General features: G+C 32.8%; 22 protein-coding genes. 4 read left to right on the top strand and 18 right to left on the bottom strand.

Annotated elements, in window-relative coordinates; genetic code table 11:
- Positions 1-170 precede the first annotated feature (170 nt).
- Together JVU85_RS04775 and JVU85_RS04770 are read right to left on the bottom strand one after the other, a co-directional pair.
- The gene (locus JVU85_RS04775; protein ID WP_225975808.1) at positions 171-404 is read right to left on the bottom strand and encodes an SA0632 family lipoprotein; all 234 of its coding nucleotides are present in this window, start codon (positions 402-404) and stop codon (positions 171-173) included.
- A 40-nt stretch (positions 405-444) separates the two neighbouring features.
- The gene (locus JVU85_RS04770; protein ID WP_002508938.1) at positions 445-912 is read right to left on the bottom strand and encodes a GNAT family N-acetyltransferase; all 468 of its coding nucleotides are present in this window, start codon (positions 910-912) and stop codon (positions 445-447) included.
- A 96-nt stretch (positions 913-1,008) separates the two neighbouring features.
- On the opposite strand from JVU85_RS04770, the gene JVU85_RS04765 reads away from it, so the two are divergent.
- Positions 1,009-1,692: a DUF1129 family protein gene (locus JVU85_RS04765; RefSeq protein WP_002508939.1), complete on the top strand. Its 684-nt coding sequence runs from the start codon at positions 1,009-1,011 to the stop codon at positions 1,690-1,692.
- A 71-nt stretch (positions 1,693-1,763) separates the two neighbouring features.
- On the opposite strand, the gene JVU85_RS04760 is transcribed toward JVU85_RS04765, so the two are convergent.
- The 5 genes from JVU85_RS04760 to JVU85_RS04740 all read right to left on the bottom strand — a co-directional run bounded on the left by JVU85_RS04760 (position 1,764) and on the right by JVU85_RS04740 (position 6,554).
- Positions 1,764-2,924 carry an MFS transporter gene (locus JVU85_RS04760; RefSeq protein ID WP_021459166.1) on the bottom strand — a complete coding sequence of 387 codons (1,161 nt, stop codon included), beginning with the start codon at positions 2,922-2,924 and terminating at the stop codon, positions 1,764-1,766.
- A gap of 276 nt (positions 2,925-3,200) precedes the next feature.
- Complete coding sequence (locus tag JVU85_RS04755; RefSeq protein ID WP_002508940.1) at positions 3,201-3,689, bottom strand: DUF456 domain-containing protein; 489 nt, start codon at positions 3,687-3,689, stop codon at positions 3,201-3,203.
- 5 nt (positions 3,690-3,694) lie between these two features.
- Positions 3,695-4,903, bottom strand: a complete 1,209-nt coding sequence (locus JVU85_RS04750) for a sugar efflux transporter (protein WP_002508941.1) — start codon at positions 4,901-4,903, stop codon at positions 3,695-3,697.
- Between the two features lie 26 nt (positions 4,904-4,929).
- A complete protein-coding gene (locus JVU85_RS04745; protein ID WP_002508942.1) occupies positions 4,930-5,784 on the bottom strand; it encodes a LysR family transcriptional regulator in 855 nt (284 codons plus the stop codon).
- A gap of 119 nt (positions 5,785-5,903) precedes the next feature.
- Entirely contained in the window at positions 5,904-6,554 is a 651-nt protein-coding gene (locus JVU85_RS04740; RefSeq protein WP_021459167.1) for a ribonuclease FAU-1 family protein, read from the bottom strand.
- A 194-nt stretch (positions 6,555-6,748) separates the two neighbouring features.
- On the opposite strand from JVU85_RS04740, the gene JVU85_RS04735 reads away from it, so the two are divergent.
- Positions 6,749-7,858: a 5-methyltetrahydropteroyltriglutamate--homocysteine S-methyltransferase gene (locus JVU85_RS04735; RefSeq protein ID WP_107380524.1), complete on the top strand. Its 1,110-nt coding sequence runs from the start codon at positions 6,749-6,751 to the stop codon at positions 7,856-7,858.
- 257 nt (positions 7,859-8,115) lie between these two features.
- On the opposite strand, the gene JVU85_RS04730 is transcribed toward JVU85_RS04735, so the two are convergent.
- The 3 genes from JVU85_RS04730 to JVU85_RS04720 all read right to left on the bottom strand — a co-directional run bounded on the left by JVU85_RS04730 (position 8,116) and on the right by JVU85_RS04720 (position 10,164).
- The gene (locus tag JVU85_RS04730; protein WP_021459168.1) at positions 8,116-8,610 is read right to left on the bottom strand and encodes a cupin domain-containing protein; all 495 of its coding nucleotides are present in this window, start codon (positions 8,608-8,610) and stop codon (positions 8,116-8,118) included.
- Positions 8,611-8,613: 3 nt separating this feature from the next.
- Positions 8,614-9,327, bottom strand: coding sequence for a YebC/PmpR family DNA-binding transcriptional regulator (locus tag JVU85_RS04725; protein WP_002508947.1), 714 nt, complete (start codon positions 9,325-9,327; stop codon positions 8,614-8,616).
- Between the two features lie 177 nt (positions 9,328-9,504).
- On the bottom strand, positions 9,505-10,164 hold the full coding sequence (locus tag JVU85_RS04720) for a Bax inhibitor-1/YccA family protein (RefSeq protein ID WP_002508948.1): 660 nt from the start codon (positions 10,162-10,164) through the stop codon (positions 9,505-9,507).
- Positions 10,165-10,516: 352 nt separating this feature from the next.
- Here JVU85_RS04720 and JVU85_RS04715 point away from each other — a divergent pair, with 352 nt between their 5' ends.
- Positions 10,517-11,326: a LysM peptidoglycan-binding domain-containing protein gene (locus tag JVU85_RS04715; protein ID WP_002508949.1), complete on the top strand. Its 810-nt coding sequence runs from the start codon at positions 10,517-10,519 to the stop codon at positions 11,324-11,326.
- 552 nt (positions 11,327-11,878) lie between these two features.
- On the opposite strand, the gene JVU85_RS04710 is transcribed toward JVU85_RS04715, so the two are convergent.
- The 5 genes from JVU85_RS04710 to JVU85_RS04690 form a co-directional block, all read right to left on the bottom strand.
- Positions 11,879-12,883: an inorganic phosphate transporter gene (locus JVU85_RS04710; RefSeq protein WP_002508950.1), complete on the bottom strand. Its 1,005-nt coding sequence runs from the start codon at positions 12,881-12,883 to the stop codon at positions 11,879-11,881.
- Positions 12,884-12,896: 13 nt separating this feature from the next.
- The gene (locus tag JVU85_RS04705) at positions 12,897-13,514 is read right to left on the bottom strand and encodes a DUF47 domain-containing protein (RefSeq protein WP_002508951.1); all 618 of its coding nucleotides are present in this window, start codon (positions 13,512-13,514) and stop codon (positions 12,897-12,899) included.
- Positions 13,515-13,913: 399 nt separating this feature from the next.
- Positions 13,914-14,945, bottom strand: a complete 1,032-nt coding sequence (locus JVU85_RS04700; protein WP_002508952.1) for a sensor histidine kinase — start codon at positions 14,943-14,945, stop codon at positions 13,914-13,916.
- Entirely contained in the window at positions 14,938-15,612 is a 675-nt protein-coding gene (locus JVU85_RS04695; protein WP_002508953.1) for a response regulator transcription factor, read from the bottom strand. The genes JVU85_RS04700 and JVU85_RS04695 overlap by 8 nt, the downstream gene beginning before the upstream one ends.
- Positions 15,613-15,630: 18 nt before the next feature.
- Positions 15,631-16,548: a Rossmann-fold NAD(P)-binding domain-containing protein gene (locus JVU85_RS04690; protein WP_002508954.1), complete on the bottom strand. Its 918-nt coding sequence runs from the start codon at positions 16,546-16,548 to the stop codon at positions 15,631-15,633.
- A gap of 116 nt (positions 16,549-16,664) precedes the next feature.
- Here JVU85_RS04690 and JVU85_RS04685 point away from each other — a divergent pair, with 116 nt between their 5' ends.
- Entirely contained in the window at positions 16,665-17,171 is a 507-nt protein-coding gene (locus JVU85_RS04685) for a GNAT family N-acetyltransferase (protein ID WP_002508955.1), read from the top strand.
- 90 nt (positions 17,172-17,261) lie between these two features.
- Here the strand turns inward: JVU85_RS04685 and JVU85_RS04680 are convergent, their stop codons facing one another.
- The 3 genes from JVU85_RS04680 to JVU85_RS04670 all read right to left on the bottom strand — a co-directional run bounded on the left by JVU85_RS04680 (position 17,262) and on the right by JVU85_RS04670 (position 20,308).
- On the bottom strand, positions 17,262-18,293 hold the full coding sequence (locus tag JVU85_RS04680; protein WP_002508956.1) for an alpha/beta hydrolase: 1,032 nt from the start codon (positions 18,291-18,293) through the stop codon (positions 17,262-17,264).
- A gap of 146 nt (positions 18,294-18,439) precedes the next feature.
- The gene (locus JVU85_RS04675) at positions 18,440-19,507 is read right to left on the bottom strand and encodes a YkvI family membrane protein (protein WP_002508957.1); all 1,068 of its coding nucleotides are present in this window, start codon (positions 19,505-19,507) and stop codon (positions 18,440-18,442) included.
- Positions 19,508-19,804: 297 nt separating this feature from the next.
- On the bottom strand, positions 19,805-20,308 hold the full coding sequence (locus tag JVU85_RS04670) for a hypothetical protein (RefSeq protein ID WP_021459169.1): 504 nt from the start codon (positions 20,306-20,308) through the stop codon (positions 19,805-19,807).
- Positions 20,309-20,312: the final 4 nt, after the last annotated feature.

Raw genomic sequence — 20,312 nt, 5'->3', positions numbered from 1 at the left:
TTTATTATCTTCATTAAACGTGGTGTATTCATAATATGAAAATATTGTAACACAATTTGTTATCATTATTAAATAACTTTTCTATTAATTACGCATATGTATCATACAAAAATGATATTTACGTTCGCTCACTTAGGATGCAATATCTTCATGATTTCTGTGTTAGCCGTTTAATCTTCACTATCACTGTCAGCTTTTGCATCTATTTCTTTTTCAATATCAGCAGCTTCTTTTTTCAATTTATCACGCTCTTTAGTTACTTCTTCTTTTTGTTTTTTAAGCTTTTTTTGTTCTTTTTCAAGTTTATCAATATCTTTTTCTAAAGATACTTTTTCGTCACTTTTGCCACATGCTGATAAAGTAATTGTAGCAGCAAGTATTAGCGCTAACCATTTTTTCATCATATTGCTCCTTCGTTCTTATTGTCTTAAGGTTATTTTATCATTATTCTTTCTTGTCTTCATGTTTGGATTGTAAAGATTTGGTCATGATAACTTTTTGTGTATGATATCCCAAATGTTCGTTAAGCTTTTGCATCGCTTCATTTGTTATATCTACTGTTCCTTGAATGCTAAGTGCCCCCATTGAGATGGCCCATTGTTCAATTTGTTGTTTTAATTTAGTGGCAATGCCTTGGTGTCTATATGTTTCGACAACGTATATCATTTCTATCGTCACGCTCGTTGTTGCTTCATCAAAATGCCCCCATATAAATGCAGCCATTTGTTCTTCATGTGCTATACATAAAATCATATCTCGAGAATATTTTAATCTATGTATAATCATTTCTTCTCGGAGTGCAATTTTAAAAGCTGATGGACTTGGTTGTTTCGCAGCTTGTGCAAGTTCACTTTCTTGAATTTTGGCCATTTGATTAATCAAACTTTTATCTTTAGTAGTAAGTTGTTTCATGTCATTCCTTTCTTTACGCTTCATATTGATTTATTGTTCAATATTAGTCATAATGTGTTTACTATAATATTTTATAAAAAGGATAGTTAAAATCAAATGAAATCTACTGAAAAATTGATGCGTGAAAATAATGTTAAGGCACTGCGTTTAAATAATACTGACAGAGATATTTTCGACAATTATACCACTTTTGTTCGAGCTGATTTGAGCGTTAATCCTCATGATTCTGAAAAAATGCTTAATCGCATTTTAAAAGAGTTGCTGAAGGCTGAAGATAACGGTGAACATGCATTGGATTTCTTTGATCACGACCCGAAAGCACATGCTAAAAAAGAGCTAAAAAAGCTGCCAAATGAAACAGTTAAAAATATTTTCAAATATATCGTTGAACATTTCTTCTTATTTTTTGGTTTGTTTTGCTTTTTAAAAGGGTTTATTGGGTTTTTTATCGGCGCTAAAAAATTTTATTTGTATTCATTTCCAATTACATTAATTATTGGTTTTATTATTATCTTTTTATTTATATGGATGGTTTTTAAAACTGTACAAATCCAATGTTTTACCAAATCAAATTGGATTTGGTTAGCAAACTACAGTGGTATTATTGTATTAATCTGTGCAATTTTTTATGTATTTTTTCTGCCACAATCTTATATGACATTTGGCCCATATTTATTAATTAGTAATTGGACATTTATTATTATTTCACTCGTTATCACACCAATAGCTGCCTATTTCGATTATCGACGAGTGAACAAAGACTCAAATACTTCCCTATAAAAATAGCCTGAGTTAAGTATTAGCATAGTCGTTAAAAAGACTATAACTTTCTTAACTCAGGCTGTTTTCAATTAAACAAGTGTCCCCTCTTTTTTCTCTACACGAATACTAATAACTAAGAAAATTAGACCAATCAATGTTAATATTGGTGCTATTAAACTCAATGATGCTATTGGTAGATTCGTTACTACCACACCACCAAGAAATGCGCCTAAAGCATTTCCTAAATTAAATGCGGATTGGTTTAATGTACTTGCCAAGGTCGGTGCTTCTTGTGAAATTAATGTACTCTTGTATTGTAATGAAGGACTCATACTAAATCCTATTAATCCAAAGAAGAACACACCTGCAACCATTAAAATTCCATTCATTTGAATGAAGTATAATAAAATGAAGTATAAAATAAACATAATAAAAATAATTTTTAATGCTTTATTTAAATTCCAATCAGCAAGTTTACCACCTACAATATTACCTAACGTAACGCCCACACCAAAAATGATTAATAAATATGAAATTAAATTTTCTTGAATATGAGACACTTCGATAAGAACCGAGGAAATGTAAGTAAAGTATGCAAAAACACTACTGAAACCAAATAACGTTACTGCTAACGTTAACCACAGACGTTTTTCTTTTAAGATTTTCAATTCTGTTTTAACAGAAGTTGCCTCTTGTTTTTTAGTCATTGGCACAAAGAAAATAATACCGATCAACGCCATTGCACCAATTATGGATATGATAATAAACGTCATCGGCCATCCAAAGTTTTGACCAATTAATGTACCAAATGGTACTCCTAAAATATTACTAAGGCTTAGTCCCATAAACATTAACGCCATAGCACTAGCTTTATATGCTGGTTTTACCATACTAGCTGCTAATATTGAGCCAATACCAAAAAATGAACCGTGCGCTAATGAAGTAATAATACGACTTGTCATCATAAATCCATAAGTCGGACTCAATGAGGCTGCAATATTACCTAAAATAAAAATGCCCATCAGCACAAGTAATAAATATTTTCTGTTCCATTTTATAGTTAACATCACAAGAATTGGGCCACCAATTGCTACGCCTAATGCATAACCTGTAATAAGTTGTCCCGCTTGGCTCACTGTTACATCAAAATCTCTAGCTATATTTGGTAACAAACCCATAATAACAAATTCGGTCATGCCAATTGCGAAAGCACCTATCGCCAGCATCCATATCGCTACAGGATATTTCATCTATAATCCCTCCAATTTCTTTTTTTACACATGAGTGCGATTATACTAAATCAACGAAAGTCATACAAGAGGCGTGCTCACATCTTTTCATATTCTTTTCATTGCAAAAATATCATAATTGTAACGCCCTGTTAGTCGTTAGCGTTTACATAATAATAAAAAAAAGAACAAATTAGATTCACCCTAAAAGGGTAATCTAATTTGTTCACTTATGTGCTAATTCTCTACATGCAACAGTAAACTGTTTGCTTGAAATTCTTTATGCGCTTATCTACTTTAATTGATAAGTAAAGCATCTACAAAGAACCAAATAACCATCAATAACATAATTAACGCTTGAGCAAGTGAGCTCGCTAAAAATGCCACGATAGAACCATAGCTTGCACGTAGCGCTTTCTTAAAGTTAGGTTCTTGAATAAGTTCTACAATAAGAACTGCTAAAAAAGGAATAATTAAAATACCAAATGGTGGAAAGACAAAACAACCAATAATCACACCAATAAATGCTGCATACTCACTTAATTTGGATCCACCAAACTTATTCACAAAATATTGATTCATTATAAAATCTGCTAATAAAATAAATATAGTTAGCAATACCATTGAGACATAAAATACCCATGATAAATTGCCATTATGAAATCCAAACTGATAAATTAAAAATCCTACCCACAATACAAGTACCGATGGGATAATTGGTTTAATCAATCCTATAAATGCTAATACAAATGACGCAATTATTAGTAACCATAAAATTAAAGTCATGTTATCTACTCCAGTACTTCGTCCGTATATTTATGTTCTTTCGTTATTGCAATCAGCAACATACCGAGAAAAATCGCTATTGCCGATACAAAAAACACATTCCCTAATCCTACAACATTACTCATCCAGCCTCCAAGTAAGTTACCACAAAGTTGTCCAATAACCATAGCGTTAGCAAACAATGTCGATGCATATCCTGGATAGTCAGGTAAAATATCTTGGAAATAGCTAATACCTAAACCGAGTAAAATAGCTAGGAAGATAGCCAAAAATACTTGTCCTATAAGCATCATAATAACATTATCAAAAACGCCAATACTAAAGTAAAACAGGCCACCAAATAGTCCACCTAAAATCAGTAACGTGCGTGTTTGCATTTTAGCAGAAAGCATTCCTAATATAACCATAAATGGAACCTCTAAGCCAGCACACAAACTCGCTAAATAGCCCACATATTTTTCATCTTCTTGTAAGTAATTAGTAACAAATAGAGGCATATTCAATGTGTACATCCATTGCCCGATATGTAATAAAATAAATGCAATAAACGGAATAAATAACGTTAAATCTTTTAACATATTAGGTGCCGATTTTTCGACATGGGTAACATCTGACGCTTTAGGAGCAGTCTTAATATCTTTGAAGAATACGAGCTGTAACGTTAGAGTAAATAAAATAACTGCTATCGTTCCTCCAAATAACCCAGCATATCCGTTTAGCGCTAACAATCCTGTACCTATTAATGGGCCGAATAAAAAACCAAAAGAAAACATCGACCTTAACACTGCATTGGCAAATTTAGCTCTATCACGTGACGTGGAAGCATTGATTGATTCTCTAGCTGAAGCATACATTTGAGGCATTGCCGGAGCAAATAAACCTTGGAATATGGCATACATAGCCATAAAGATCCATATTTCCTTAACAAAAAAATAAATAGAAAAACTAATAGCACCCATGAATAAGGCGGTGATAATTAGAAATTTTCTATTTATATTACGTGTGTCTGAAAACCTCGCCACAATTGTATTAACTGTAAATTGACTAATAGCTGCTAGTGCTAACAAAAGGCCAAATTGCACAGTTGACATTCCTAATTCATTTGTAGCAAATAGCACTAAAAACGGTACTGTGATAGATATACCCATACCAAGTAGCATCATATTAGTGACAAATAATTTATAATTTTTAATATGCAACAATTCTGCAAACATGAAAATCCCTCTATCCTATTTAAAATCTATTTTACATATTCCATCACTAATTGTATAAATGACTCTACTTGAGGTAGTTGTACCATACTTGAATCGTAACTCAAATAAGTAGACCTAATTAAAGGTTGGTCTTCAATATTCACTCGTGTAAAGTCAAACTGATCTCGATCAATGTGTCTCATCATTATCTCAGGTAAAATAGTTACACCAACACCGTTCATCAACATTTCTTTACACGTCGCTACTTGATCGACGGTAATCATTGCATGATAATCTTCACCGAGTTGATTACTGTACCATTCTTTAATTTGATTAATATAAATTGGGTCTGCTTGAAATTCGATAAAAGGTAATTTACTAGATTCCTCACGTCGATTTTGAGGCTGAATAAAATAATGTTCATCGTTGAATAAATGAGTATTGCTTAAATTCATAATTTTATTGCCACGAATAATCATGACATGATAGTCTCTATGATTTGCTTTAATTTGTTCACTTGATCCTACTTGAACTTGTATTTCAACATTAGGAAATTGTCTAGTATATAAATTCAACACTTCCGGTAATAATGTTTGACCAATGAGTGAAGAACATCCGATTGAAATTGTACCGTTTACTTCGCCAATGTGCGCTTGCATTTTATCTAAAAACAATCGTTCCCTATTTAACATGTCTTTGGCATGTTCGATAATCATTGATCCTTCAGTTGTCGTAATAAGTTGCTTTTTTGTCCGTATAAAAATATCTACACCAAAAGCATTTTCTATCGCTTTTAGTCGTTGTGTCACTGCTGGTTGTGAAATGTATAACATTTCTGCAGCTTTGCGTAACGTTTTGGTTTCGTCTAACGTTGTTATTAAGCGATAATCTTCGATCTTCATTTTATCCCCCTATTGATATATGCAATTACTTTTAACTACAGGTGTAATTGTACGCCATTACTACTTATCATGCATTAGTTTACACGCAATTTATTATATTCGAACTGGATATTATTGAATCATTTTTTTAAGTCGTGATTAGATTCAGACTTTTGCTGTGATACACGCTGCACTTTTTGCTTAGTATGTTGCTGTTTAACATGATGCTTCCCTTGCTTATGCCCTTTATTATATTTAGGCTTATTTTTGATTTTGTGGTAACAATACATAATTTTTTCCTGCATTTTGGGAAAATCTGCATCAATTTTCAACATAAGTTGATGTGCAATAACATATGCCTCATGATATTGTTTACGAGAAATCTGCTTTTGATCTAATGCACGCTTTAAATCATCTTCATCTACCAATTCATATTCACCATTTGGCAATACTAGAACATCCAAACACAAATCTAGCGTGCGTGCATTACCTTTTTGTGTAATGTTTTTAATATTGACGTCAAAATAATATTCCAATGGATTACCTTTATCATCTATCATAACCGTAATACTATAGCGTTTCTTTTCAGGTAATATTTGTAGCCATTGGTAATTATCGTCTGCAACTATTATATTTTTGCCAACTACCGTAACTTCTAATGGCTCTTTTACTTTTTTCATAGTAACTAAGCCAATTATGCCTTTAAATTTGTTATTGTTTACTTTTACTTCAGCATATTCTCTTTCTACGATTCGACGCCAGTGACGTTTATCGATATATTTTACTTTCACTGTCACCAACTCCTTGCTTTTTATTATATAAAAATGGTGGCTTAATGTCATCTATCCAATTTGTAATAATTCCAGTTTAATTTATTCCCATTGTACTATATTTTTTACTTTTAAGCCTTTTTTGACAATTCCGACTAAATTTGTTACATTTAGATATATTTTCTGAAAATTCTAAACATAACGGAGGTAGCAAAATGGCAAAATTAACAAGACCATTTAGAGCAGATCATGTAGGGAGTTTATTACGCCCTCAAAAGCTAAAAGAAGCCAGAGCTGCTTTTGAACAAAATGAAATTGATGCAGATGAACTTAAAAAAGTAGAAGATGCAGAGATTGAACGTATTATCGAAAAGCAACTTGAATTAGGCTTACATAGTATTACAGATGGCGAATTCCGCAGAAGTTGGTGGCATTTTGATTTCTTAGAAAATTTAGAAGGTGTTGAAGGCTATACGCCAGAGCATGGCTTAACTTTTGAAGGCGTTGAAACACGTAGTCACAATGTACGGATAAGTGATAAGGTAGCATTTAATCCTAACCACCCACATTTTGATCATTTCAAATTCTTAGTCGATAAAGTAGACGATAGAGCAATTGCTAAAGTGTCAATTCCAAGTCCAAACCAATTGTTCCATCCTAATATTTTAAACGAAACACTTTATCCAGATATTAATGACTTTGCAAAAGATGTATCCAAAGCATATCATGACACGTTACAACATTTTTATGACTTAGGAGCACGCTACATCCAATTGGATGATGTGTATTGGGCTAACTTAACTTCCGGAACGCAAAAAACACGTGGTCGTGATCGTTCCGAAGAGGAAAAAGAACGTGCTCGTCAATTAGCATATGTTGTTGTGAATGAAGCTATACAAGGCTTACCAGATGATTTACTAATTACAACGCACATTTGCCGTGGTAATTATCAATCAACATGGGCAATTTCTGGTGGCTATGAACCAATCGCTCCTTATTTATTCAAAGAAAACCTAGGCGGCTTTTTCTTAGAATATGACGATCATCGTTCAGGTGATTTCGAGCCTTTACGTTATTTCCCAGAAAATAGTTCAGCAGTACTTGGTATTTTCACTTCTAAAACTGGTGAACTTGAAGATAAAGCTTCTATTAAACAACGTATTGAAGAAGCAAAGCAATATATTAATGAAGACCAAATTTGTTTGAGTCCTCAATGTGGTTTTGCATCAACAGAAGAAGGCAACAAATTAACTGAAGAAGAACAATGGCAAAAACTGGCATTTGTCGTTGAAGTTGCAAATGAAGTTTTCGACACTGCAAAATAATAAATAAAACATAAATTAATTACTAATACACTCCATTTAGCAGTATGCACTTTAATAATGTACATATTGCTAGCGGGGTGTATTTTTAGTTCGCAACATAAACAACCGCTTCATTTTCCACATTAATATAGCTACGTAAAAAATCAGCTACAATGACATAGTGATATGTCTACTGTAGCTGATTTTCTACTCTTCAATTATAAAAGTGATAGGTATATCATATTATCAAACTTTTCACCTTATGTTGGCACTTGTAATTAGTTTTTGTCGTTTACTGATAAAGCATAACGTTCATTTATTTGTTGTAAGTGCGGATATAATTGATTTAATTGTTGTGTTGAAAACAACTCGAAATGATTAAAATCAAATCCTGGCTGACACATACAACCTACTAATGCATAACCTGTATCTTCTGCTAACGATGAAGCAAATATTGTCCCTTTGGGTACTACATATTGTAATACTTCTCCCTTTGCAACATCTTTGCCTAATCGTATGCACTCGTATGTACCACTAGGATAAATCATATGAATTAACAATGTTTGTCCAGCATGGTGATACCATATTTCGTCAGCATCAATACGATGAAAATGTGAAATATTGTCATGTGTTAATAAGAAATAGATACTGGAGTAAGCATTTCGTGAATCTGCTGACTCTTGCTGACCTGTAATAATTTCCTTATAAAATCCACCTTCAGGATGTGATTGCAACTGTAATTGTTCAATCCATTGTTTAATAATATTGTTCATTTATTACAAATCCACATTGTGAAACACATTCTGAACATCTTCTAAATCTTCAAGTGCTTCTACTAATTTTTCAAACTCAACTTGATCATCTGAAGATAACGCAATATCACTTTGTGGTAACATTTCAAACTCAGCAATAGTAAAAGTTGTTACACCTAAAGCCTTTAATGCATCTTGCACTTGTGCAAATTGATCTGGTTCTGCATAGACGATAACCATGTCGCCTTCTTCTTGTACATCACGTACGTCAATATCTTGTTCCATCAAACCTTCTAAAATGTCATCAGCTGTATGTCCTTCAAATCCAAAAACAGCTGTGTGTTCGAACATATAAGCTACTGAACCTGAAACACCCATGTTACCACCGTTTTTACCGAAGGCAGCACGTACATCTGATGCAGTACGATTAACATTATTTGTTAATGCATCGACAATTAGCATTGAACCATTAGGTCCGAAGCCTTCATATCTCAAATGATCATAGTTTTCTTCTCCAGCACCTTTAGCTTTTTCTATGGCTTTTTCAATAATGTGGTTAGGTACAGAGTAAGTCTTAGCACGTTCTAACGTTAAACGTAAATTTTGGTTAGATTCTGGATCTGGTTCACCCGACTTCGCTGCTACATAAATTTCTTTACCGAATTTTGCATATATTCGACTAGTATTTTTATCTTTTTGGGCTTTCTTTTCTTTAATATTATTCCATTTACGACCCATAATTTCATCTCACTTTCTCATATCACTTAATAACCAGTTAATATTATAGCGCAAATTATTAATTTTATATAGTTGGACATACGTATCCGACTTAAAAAATTGACAGTTGCCCGTTTAATTATATTATTCTATTAAAAAACGTTGTAACTACCAGTACTGGCAATTACAACGTCTACTCTATTTTCTAGCTTTGTTAGCAAGGCGTAAAACATATTTGATAATATGCAACAGATTAAGGAACAATTTGAAGCCCATTTCTCTTGGTGAAAATCGTCCTCTTTTCATCCTATTAAAATCGTACAATGTATAAAGTAAAAATAATAATAGCCCTACTATAGTAATAATTGTATGAAAGATTGGGTTTTGAATAAACATCCCAATAAGACTAGCCACTACAAGTGCAATCAGCGTAACAAATAAGTATTTGCCCATGCTAGACGCATCTTTAATCATAAAGAAGCCAATAAGTCCAAAAACGATAAAAGCAGCAATGGCTAAAATAACGTTCTTGTAAAACACTTCTGCTCCTAAGTTTTGTAAATAAATTGTGAATGTAGCGTATGATAGTAGTCCTATAGCTAAAGTGTATATATGAGAGATGATTAAACCAGACTTCCGCGCTCTCCCTGACACTAAAGTGAATAATACTAATACTAGCAAGACGATAGATAACGGTTTACGCCAAGACATTGGTAAAAATTGACCAAAATAACATCCTACACCAAATAGCAACCAATAATACATAAAGAACAACCATACTTTACCGTATGCTGTCGCTTGTGTTTTCTTTGATTGTTGTGACTTATGCGGTGTTGATTTTGTTGCTGCTTCAGCCATAGCAATATACCTCCATCTAATTATTATATTAATATAATCTAACATAAATACTACTGTTCTCATAATAAATTTTCTAATTTTTGTTGAATCAAGTTTCTATCTAATATTACTAAATATTACAGTTTTTATAAATCTTTATATGTATATCACTTTTAATTCCCTTTAAATTCGCTTTCAGCAAGCTATACCCTTCACATAATACTCTTTCATCTATGTTACAACTCTATAACAACTACCAAAAAAATAAATAATTTTGTTAGTATGGGGTATGAAATATTTAAATGTGAATCTTGTGTTTACACATGAACACAATTAACTGTCGACATTAAACGACATAAAAGGAGGAGTACTTTTGAAAAAATTAGCATTTGCAGTTACAGCTGCATCAGGGACTGCCGCAGTTTTAGCAAATCATGATGCAGAAGCATCTACGCAGCATACTGTTAAATCTGGTGAGTCTCTTTGGACAATCGCTCAACAATACAATACTTCTGTAGACGAAATCAAACAAAATAATAATATTAGTAATAATATGGTATTTCCAGGACAAGTTATTGAAATTGGTGGAAGTGGCAGCAGTGATAGTAGCCAAAGTTCAAATACTTCTTCGGAAGCTTCTGGTGGCTCAAGCCATACTGTACAATCTGGAGAAACGTTAGCAATCATTGCGAATAAGTACGGCGTTTCTGTTGATGAAATTGTTTCTGCTAATAATTTAAATGGTTATATTATTTATCCAAATCAAACATTACAAATTCCAGGTGGTTCAGACGGCACTGGTGGCGGTGGCGGAAGCACATCTACACCAACTAATACTTCACAAGCTTCAAGCGATCAAAATTTATACGACTGGGGACAATGTACATGGCATGTCTTTAATCGTCGTGCCGAAACTGGACAACCAATTAGTACATATTGGTGGAACGCTAATAATTGGGCATCTGCAGCATCTGCTGACGGATACACTGTAAACAACACTGCAGCTGTTGGTTCAATTATGCAAAACTATGAAGGTCCTATGGGACATGTGGCTTATGTTGAACGCATTAATCCTGATGGCAGTTTGTTAATTTCAGAAATGAATTATAATACACCACCAGGCACAGTGGATTATCGTACAATTCCAGCTTCACAAGTTTCAAGTTACAATTATATTCATTAAGAATAAGCTCAACATACAATAACTAAATAAGTCTGAGACATAACTATCTCTGACAAAAAACAAACGTCAATTTCTATTGAGAAGATATAGAATTTGACGTTTTATTAGTTTTTTGAAATATTTCTATTTATAATTCTTGATTACTATTTGTTTTCAAAGAGCCTTATTTTGAATAACAAAATATAATTTGTACCGGTTTTGTAACGTGCTGACGCCCGGGGTAATAGTATGGTTGAGAGACTACAGGCTCGAACCATCCCCCAGACAAGCATGCACGGTCAAAATCATATAATTTAAATTTATATATTATACTATTGGCAGTGGTTTATTTCGATTCCTGTGGGAAAAGCATTAGCTAAAGACTGCTAGCTGAGGCAGTACTCGCGAAAAGCGTGCACAAAAAAACTGCCAACAAAATCAGAGACTTTATCGACAGTCTAAGAGGACCAATCCATATCAATGATTGGTCCTCTTATTTTGAATTTGGAAATTTATGTCCAACCTTATTTTTATCTAAAAAAGCTGGGGAATAAATTCCTCAGCTCATAATAACTAAATTACAATATTTAATACAAAATATACTAATGCTGCTAGTAATGCAGAAATCGGTAATGTAATTACCCATGTAACAATCATACGTTGTGCTGTATTCCACTTCACACCTTTAATACGATTTGAAGAACCGACACCTAAAATAGATGAAGACACAACATGTGTTGTAGATAGTGGGAAATGTAATGATGATGCTACGAAAATTGTAAGTGCTGAAGACAAGTCAGCCGCTGCCCCATTCGCTGGGCGAATTTTCATAATGTTACCACCAACAGTTTTTATAATTTTCCAACCACCTACTGCTGTACCAAGTCCCATTGCAGCCGCACAAGAAACTTTTACCCATAACTGTGGTTCTACACCACTTGTTTGAACGTTAGCTACAATCAGCGCCAATGTAATAATACCCATAGATTTTTGCGCATCATTCGTACCATGTGAGAATGATTGTAATGATGCCGTGAAAATTTGGAAAAATCTAAAATTACGGTTAGTTTTTGTTAAATTGGCATTCTTGAAAACAACTTTAACTATCGAATAAATGATAAAACCTACCATAAATGCGATAACTGGTGAAACTAATAATACAATTATAATTTTAATAAATCCTTCATAATGCAACACTGCAAATGATCCTTGAGATGCAATTGCTGCACCTGCAATAGAACCAATTAACGCATGTGATGATGAACTAGGTATACCGTAATACCATGTAACCAAATTCCATACTATAGCCGCTAAAATAGCAGCTAACACTACAACTAGCCCATTTTGTAACTTAAACGGATCTACGATATCTTTAGTAATCGTACCTGCAACCCCAGTAAACGTTAACGCACCAATAAAGTTCATAATAGCCGCTAGAAAAATTGCTGTTTTAGGCGTTAATGCACGTGTCGAAACTGCAGTAGCAACAGCATTGGCTGTATCATGGAAGCCATTGATAAAGTCAAATATTAGTGAAAAAATTACGATAGCTACTGTGATGATTAAAATATATTCCATAAGTTAGGACTCCTTAGCTATTTTTCATAATTATTGTTTCAAAATTATTTGCCACAACTTGACATTTATCTGCAATTTCTTCCATACTTTCATATATTTCTTTAATTTTAATAAGTGTGATCGGGTCAGTTTCACTATTAAAAATATGTTTAATAGATTGTCTTAAAATACCGTCACAATTAGTTTCGAATTCTTTGATATTAATTGAATGAATACGCATATGTGAAAGTTTCTTTTCTACTAATAAGCCTACTGCTAGTTTCATTTCTGCAATGGCTTTTTGTATATTATCTGCAAATTCCGCCATATATTCGTCGGTATATTCGATTGAATACATTTCAAACATACCTGATGTTTCTTCTATAGCATCTAACACATCGTCAATCGCATTACATAAAGAAAGAATGTCTTCACGTTCAATTGGCGTAATGAATGTTTGGTTTAAATCCGAGATCACTTGATGCATTAATTCATCACCATGTGACTCATAAGTTTTAATATTGTCTGAGTATGCCTTAAGATCCAAATGCGTGTTAAAATCCATTTTACCAAATTCAATCGCTGCTCTATCTAGATTAAATACCATTTCTTCTAGTTGAACCATGAATTTATCTTTTTTCTTATTAAACATTCAAAAAATCCTCCGTATACGATGATTATTTATTATCATCAAAAAATTTTAAAAGTTAAAACTTAGTAGCCAAATAGAAATTTGTAAGATTAACCCCATGTGTTATATTTACGTGCCGTTACCAAAGTATGTAAATTTTTTGTAAATATTTTTAAGTGTTCAAGCTTAAAAAAGCTCACAAATGTCAATTTGCCTTATTTGAAAATAGCACAAAATTTACAATTCCACAATTGAATTTACAAATTCTTAACATTCTAAATAAATATTATATTCCCAACTCATTGATTTATAAGAATTATCATAACGTTCTCGCAAATTATTCAAAAATCAAGTTAAATATATTTTACATTTAATTTTTAACTTATCATTTCATTCATTTAAAAATATATCATAACTATTTTAAATTTTCTGTTCACTCATGCGTTTAATAACAGTATTTTGTTCTGGAAAGATAATCGTTACTGTAGTACCTTGATCAACTACAGAGTCAATTTCTACGTGTAAATTCAATGTATCTTTAATTTGATTGACTAAATACAATCCGAGACCAGTTGCATTTGTAGCATTTTGACGTTGTGTAGACGTAAATCCACGGTCGAAAACACGTTTAATATCTCTCTGGCTAATACCTATGCCTCGATCTGCAATTTGTAACTGTATTTGGTTAGCTTCTACAGTTGCTGTAATTGAAATTGTACTCTGTTCACTATATTTAATAGCATTAGATAATACTTGTCTAATTAGCATTTTGCACCACTTTGTATCTGTATATACTTTGATCTCTGAATCAACTGTTAGCTCAAAATCAATACCACGTGTTTGACTAATATAGCGTGTTAACTGAATTTCATCAATGATGAGTGGCTTCAATGCGGCATATTCAAAAAATATATCTTTTTGTCTTGAATCTAAGCGTGTTAAATAGAGTTGCATATCTAACATCTCATTAATTCTAGTCCATTCCCGCATTAAAGCAAATTTTTGTGTTGGGTCATCCACTTTATTAATTATTAAATCTAAAGTAGTAACAGGTGTTTTAATGTCGTGAATAAACGTCGTTAAAGATTGTTCGTAGTCTTTAATTTGTTTAGTCTGTTGTGTGACCAACGCCTTCTGATTCGCAATTTTAGTTTGAAAATAATTCACTACTTCTTGTTGAAATGGTGTACTTGCCAAATTTTTATGTACAAGTTCTTCAATTTCTTTATTATTCCTAAGATGCTTAATAAATTTTGCTTCTTTAAAAAAGGAAAATATTATGAATAATGCTGTCAAACCTAAATTTACCCACACAATAAATAAGACACTCGCTACATCTATATTATAATCCAAATAAGCTAATCCTATTAAAATTACATGCAGTAGTATAATCCACAATATCCAACGAACGCGACTTTTTACAAATAGCCCAAATAAAATGATATTATCCATGTGCTAAATAACCTCTGCCAACTTTAGTTTCTATTTGCTCATTCATATCAATATCAGCTAATTTTTTTCGCAATCGATTAACATTCACTGTTAAAGTATTATCACTGACGAATGCCTCATCATCCCATAATGCAGTTATAAGTGTATCGCGTGTCACAATTTGATTTTGTTTACGCACTAACATAGACAATATAATCATTTCTGTTTTAGACAGATAAATCTCAGTATCATGCTGACTAATGCTATCTTTTGTTAAATCAAGCTTGGCTTGTTGCCACATTAAAATACTTTTCTCTGAAATATCAAATTCATAGACTCTTCTATAAATTGCTTGTATTTTAGCGATTAAGACGTTCGTATTAAACGGCTTTTGAATAAAATCATCGGCTCCAAGCTCCATACTCATAACTTGGTCCATTGGGCTATCCTTAGAAGATAAAAATACTATAGGTACATTAGAGTTTTGTCGAATCTTTCTCGTCCAATGAAATCCATCAAATTTTGGTAATTTAATATCCATAATAATAATTTCTGGTTGTACCGCTTCTACAGTAGTCATAACATCGTCAAAATCAGCAATACCTTCTACTTCAAAATCCCATTGTTGGAGCGTTTGACTTAAAGACTCAAACAACGTCTCATCGTCCTCTACTAATAAAATCTTCAACGTCTAATACTCCTTTCTTTATTTAGTGTATTTGATATCTTCACCAGCTTGTATGCGACCTTGGAAATTTTTAATACGACAATCAATTTCAAATCCACGCATCATCAAACTTTGAATAGGTGCTTGGCACAAGTAATAGACTGGCCATACTAATCTAGGTATATAATCAAACAAATGTACCATTACTTCTGTAGTACCTCTAAGTTTACGAAACTCTAATTTCCCTTGCTTTTTGGCATTAGGCTTTACTAAAGTACCACCTACTAAGTGTAACGTAATAATATCATCAGAGGTTTGATGTTTATGAAGCACTAATAGCGGCTTCTGTTTATTTTTCCGATAAATAATATAGTCATCTTTAACTTGATAACTATACATAAACGTACCTCGTGTCTGATTTATCCATGAAATATAATATTGAACCAACTGTTCTAATGTCCAATGCATAGGTAATTGAATACTCATCGCTGACCTAACATCATCATATTTAGAAACTTGTAATTCTACTGCTACTGTTGGCCTTTTAACTCTATGTTCTGTAGTTTCAACTGTTACACCATATGCTGATAACCTCGCTATCGTTTCGTTATCAAATATACTACCTGGAATGTAAATAATTTTTTGTACTTTGTTAGCTGCTGCAGCTCTTCCAAAGTTATCAGAGGCGAGTCTATTCATATCTTTAGCGCTCGCTTGTGTGAGTTTAGCAGAATGTTTTGTAGGGTCAAGATAAAATATTGCTATATCTATGTTCTGCATTGCTGCAACGACATCATGATAATTATAAATATCTTTTTTCAACCACGTTACCTCTTGTATATCTTGCTCTTTCGGGTATTTTGACAGCGTGAATAATTGGGCATCATTTTTTATTGCAGGTATTAGATTTTTCCCAATATAGCCTGTCACACCAGCAAGTAAAACATTTGGTTTCATTAAAACACTCCTTAATACTTGTAATTATTTTGTATATTTTTTGAAAAACTAAAGATTATAATTCTAATTTATATTATAATGAATCTAAACTAAAGAGAAATGAGGTACGTGTAAACATGGCTCATCAAATAAGAGAAATTGGCATTAACGATGTTCAACCGTTTGTCACTTTACTTAAAACTATTTATGATGAATCTGATTATATGCTTTATAATCCAGGTGAATATGCACCATCTACGACAGATGCATTAAGCAAACTAGAGCATTTTATCACGTCACCGACTAATACCATTTTTGTAGCCGAGAATAATGACGAACTTGTTGGCTTCGCTACCGTTACGACAGAGAACTTAGCACGCGCACGTCACGAAGCTCAATTTTCCATGGGTGTCGTTAAATATTATCGCGCCAAGGGACTTGGACAGGCGTTAATAAATGCTGTAGAAGCTTGGTGTCTTAATCATGATATCCGTCGTATTGAAGTGGCAGTTGTCACTGAAAATACTACTGCTTTAGAAATGTTTAAGTCTACTGGTTATCAAATAGAAGGTGAACTAAAAGATAAACTCTTTATAGATGATCGTTATTACAACCAGTATATTTTAGCAAAACTTCTACTCTAAGGGAGATTAGTCAGTGATGCTTACCTATGTGTAGTATACACTAACAAAAGACCAGCTAACACTGATTTAGTTAGCTGGTCTTTTTCTGTCTTAATATGGATTTAAGTCTACACCATTGGGATTACTATCTTCGCTATTCACTTCAGTTTCAACCCCTGATGCGCTCGTATTTCTACTTAGAAATGACAATACCGATTTCATATTTTGTTTAGATTCTGGTAAATCTAAATGGAATTGATATTGATGTCTCAACTTATGGCTACCATCATAAAACAGTTTATCAACAGGAATGTCTTCCTGTTTTAATTTTTTATAGAATTCAATGTTTTGACTGTAAAATGGATCTGCATCACCTACAGATAAAAAAGTCGGTGGATAATCTTCAGTTAATTGGTTAATTGTAGACATTTGAGATAAGTTCTTAAATTGTTGCTCCCACTTACGCTCGCCTGTGTAACTTTCCATAAATAACTGTATCCTTGGGAATTCAGTAGCTTTGACTGTCTTCATATCATAAAAACCACCAAAAAATATAGCTGCTTTTAACTGGTCTGCCTCAAACTGTTGTTTAAATTTCATTTCATCACGTAAACTTTCATTAGTTTGTATTGCTGTATATTGACTAGACATTTGTGCCCCAGCTGAGTCACCACCAAATATGACTTGATCAAAATCGATTGGCAATTCATGTTTATTTCTTTTTATAAATTGAATAGCTTGATCAATTTGATGAAGTTGATTTGGATATTTGTAGTCTGGTGCCAATGCATAATTAATATTAACAACAATATATCCTTGTTCAGCTATTTTTGATAATAAAGGATTTTTATACTGCTTATCACCTGCAATAAAGCCACCACCGTGCATCCAAAATACGATTGGTAATTTATTATCATGATCTAAATCTGTCGGTGTGAGTATATCAAGCCTACTATTAGGCCATCCTTTACTATACGTAATATTAGTAAACGCATTTACATTTTTATTATTAATTTGTACCTTTTCTTTAACTTCTTGTGAATGTTGCTGTTCGAAATGTTTTTTCAACAGCAGGCCAATTACACAGGCCACTATTATAATTACAAGTGTAGTTAAAATCACCCATTTGTGTTTATTTTTCATGTTTGACCTTCCCTTTCGGGTGAATTGTATCACATTTAGTATTTTAGATGTAGTAAAATCAACAATGATTTACAGCCTGCTTTTCACTTCAGTTAACTGTTTTTTGTACTAATAAGCCTGTGCTAAACGCACACTTTATATGCTTTTTACGCAATATATTTTTTGTTTTGTTTTTTACGTATAACGTATTTAATTAACACAGATATTACAACAATTAATCCAATAGCTCCCATAAGTGGATATAAGAAATTAATTAAACCAGCAAAGCCAACAAAGCTTAATCCATATGCTACGAGTACCATAACGATAATGAAAATATGGTATTTTTTACTGTATGGTTCTGTAAAACGTGCAGCAAATGAATACATCAAACCTAAAATAGTATTATACATAACGGCTAACATAATGACAGATAATACAATACCTATCAACGGATGAATTTCACTTGCCAATGTTAATGTAGGAATTGATGCATCTTTAATCATAGGGTACTCTGACTGCAATGCAAAGTTAATCAATGCTAACAGTACAGTGTATACAATACCACCAAATAATGCTCCTCTACCTGAGACACTTCGTTTAGATGCATCTCCGCCAATCGCAACAATTGTACTAAAACCAACTGCAAACGCTAAGCCACCATAATTAATACCATAGAGAATACCTTTCCACAGACTAGCATTTGGTACTGTTTCATTCACTTTATTTAACGGAATGGAACCATTAAATAAATAGAATATCGCGATAATAACTACTAAAATAATTAAAAATGGCGTTACGAAACCAAGTGCACGTACAATCTTGTTAAAGTCCATTAATAAAGTCACATAAATTGCAATGATCATGATTAATGCACCTAACCACGTTGGTATCCCATAGCTTTCTTCAAATGTTGATCCTGCACCTGCAATCATTGTTACAGAAATACCAAACAAGAAAAATATAAGTACATAATCAATAAATTTGTTTAGTCCCTTGCCAAATAAATACTCTAACGTAGATTCATGATTTTGAGCGTCAAATGCAGTACCTATCTTGGCAACTTGGCGCCCAATAAATCCTAATATTAATCCTGATAAAATAACACCTATGTAGGACCATAATCCAAATCCCGTGAAGAATTGCATTACCTCTTGTCCTGTTGAAAATCCAGCGCCTACGACTATACCTACGTAGGCAAATCCTATTTTAATGGCTTCTTTGTTAAGCCCCATTAAAAAAATACCTCCTTAAATGTCATATAGTGATATATTATAACGCACTATATTTTTTTTGCAACGCACACAATATTACTTCCCTAAAGTTTTAAACACTAACATTTAATATTGGACGGCTTTAATACACCTGCTATAAATCGCTACAAACGTTACTGTAATCTGCCTTATCAGACATTTAAACTTGTAATACTCGAAGACACATTGCACAATTACTTTACTAACAAAATAAAAATATACGCATGTACCTACTGAAATCGATACGTGCGTATATTTTTATCATCACTATAATATTACTTATTGATCTGCCACTCTCGAACGATTTAGTTCATTAAAATCAACAACAACGTTATCCATTCTTTTCGCTGTTTCTTTTAAGACATTACGCGCTACACTATTATTGGGATCAAGCTTTAAAATTTTTCTTGAGATATCGAATGCTTCTTTATCAGATATGACTGGTTCAGGTACTGCATGTAATAACAACATTTGTAATAAACTCTTTACTTCTTTACCGTCGGAAAGATTTATGGATGATTCTGCATGATAATACGCTGAATCTAATGCACCTTCTAGGTCACTCAAGGGGTAAACTAAAAGTAAAAACGCTAAATCGTGCATTTCTGGTGTTTCTTCATGTTTCATCATATCTAAAATACAAGTATAAAACATGATACTTTCTACCTCATGAGCACTTGAAATATACGCTTCTTCAAACTCCATAAAATCTGTCTCGGACATTAATCTTCTAACTGACTCGAATTGGCCGCTTAAGACATGTTTCTTTATTAAATCTTGCATGGCA

The sequence above is a fragment of the Staphylococcus sp. GDY8P72P genome (assembly GCF_016890655.1).
Classification (GTDB): Bacteria; Bacillota; Bacilli; order Staphylococcales; family Staphylococcaceae; genus Staphylococcus; species Staphylococcus arlettae.
The sequence above is the reverse complement of the archived record's forward strand: the minus strand, read 5'-3'. Positions and strand labels throughout refer to the sequence as shown.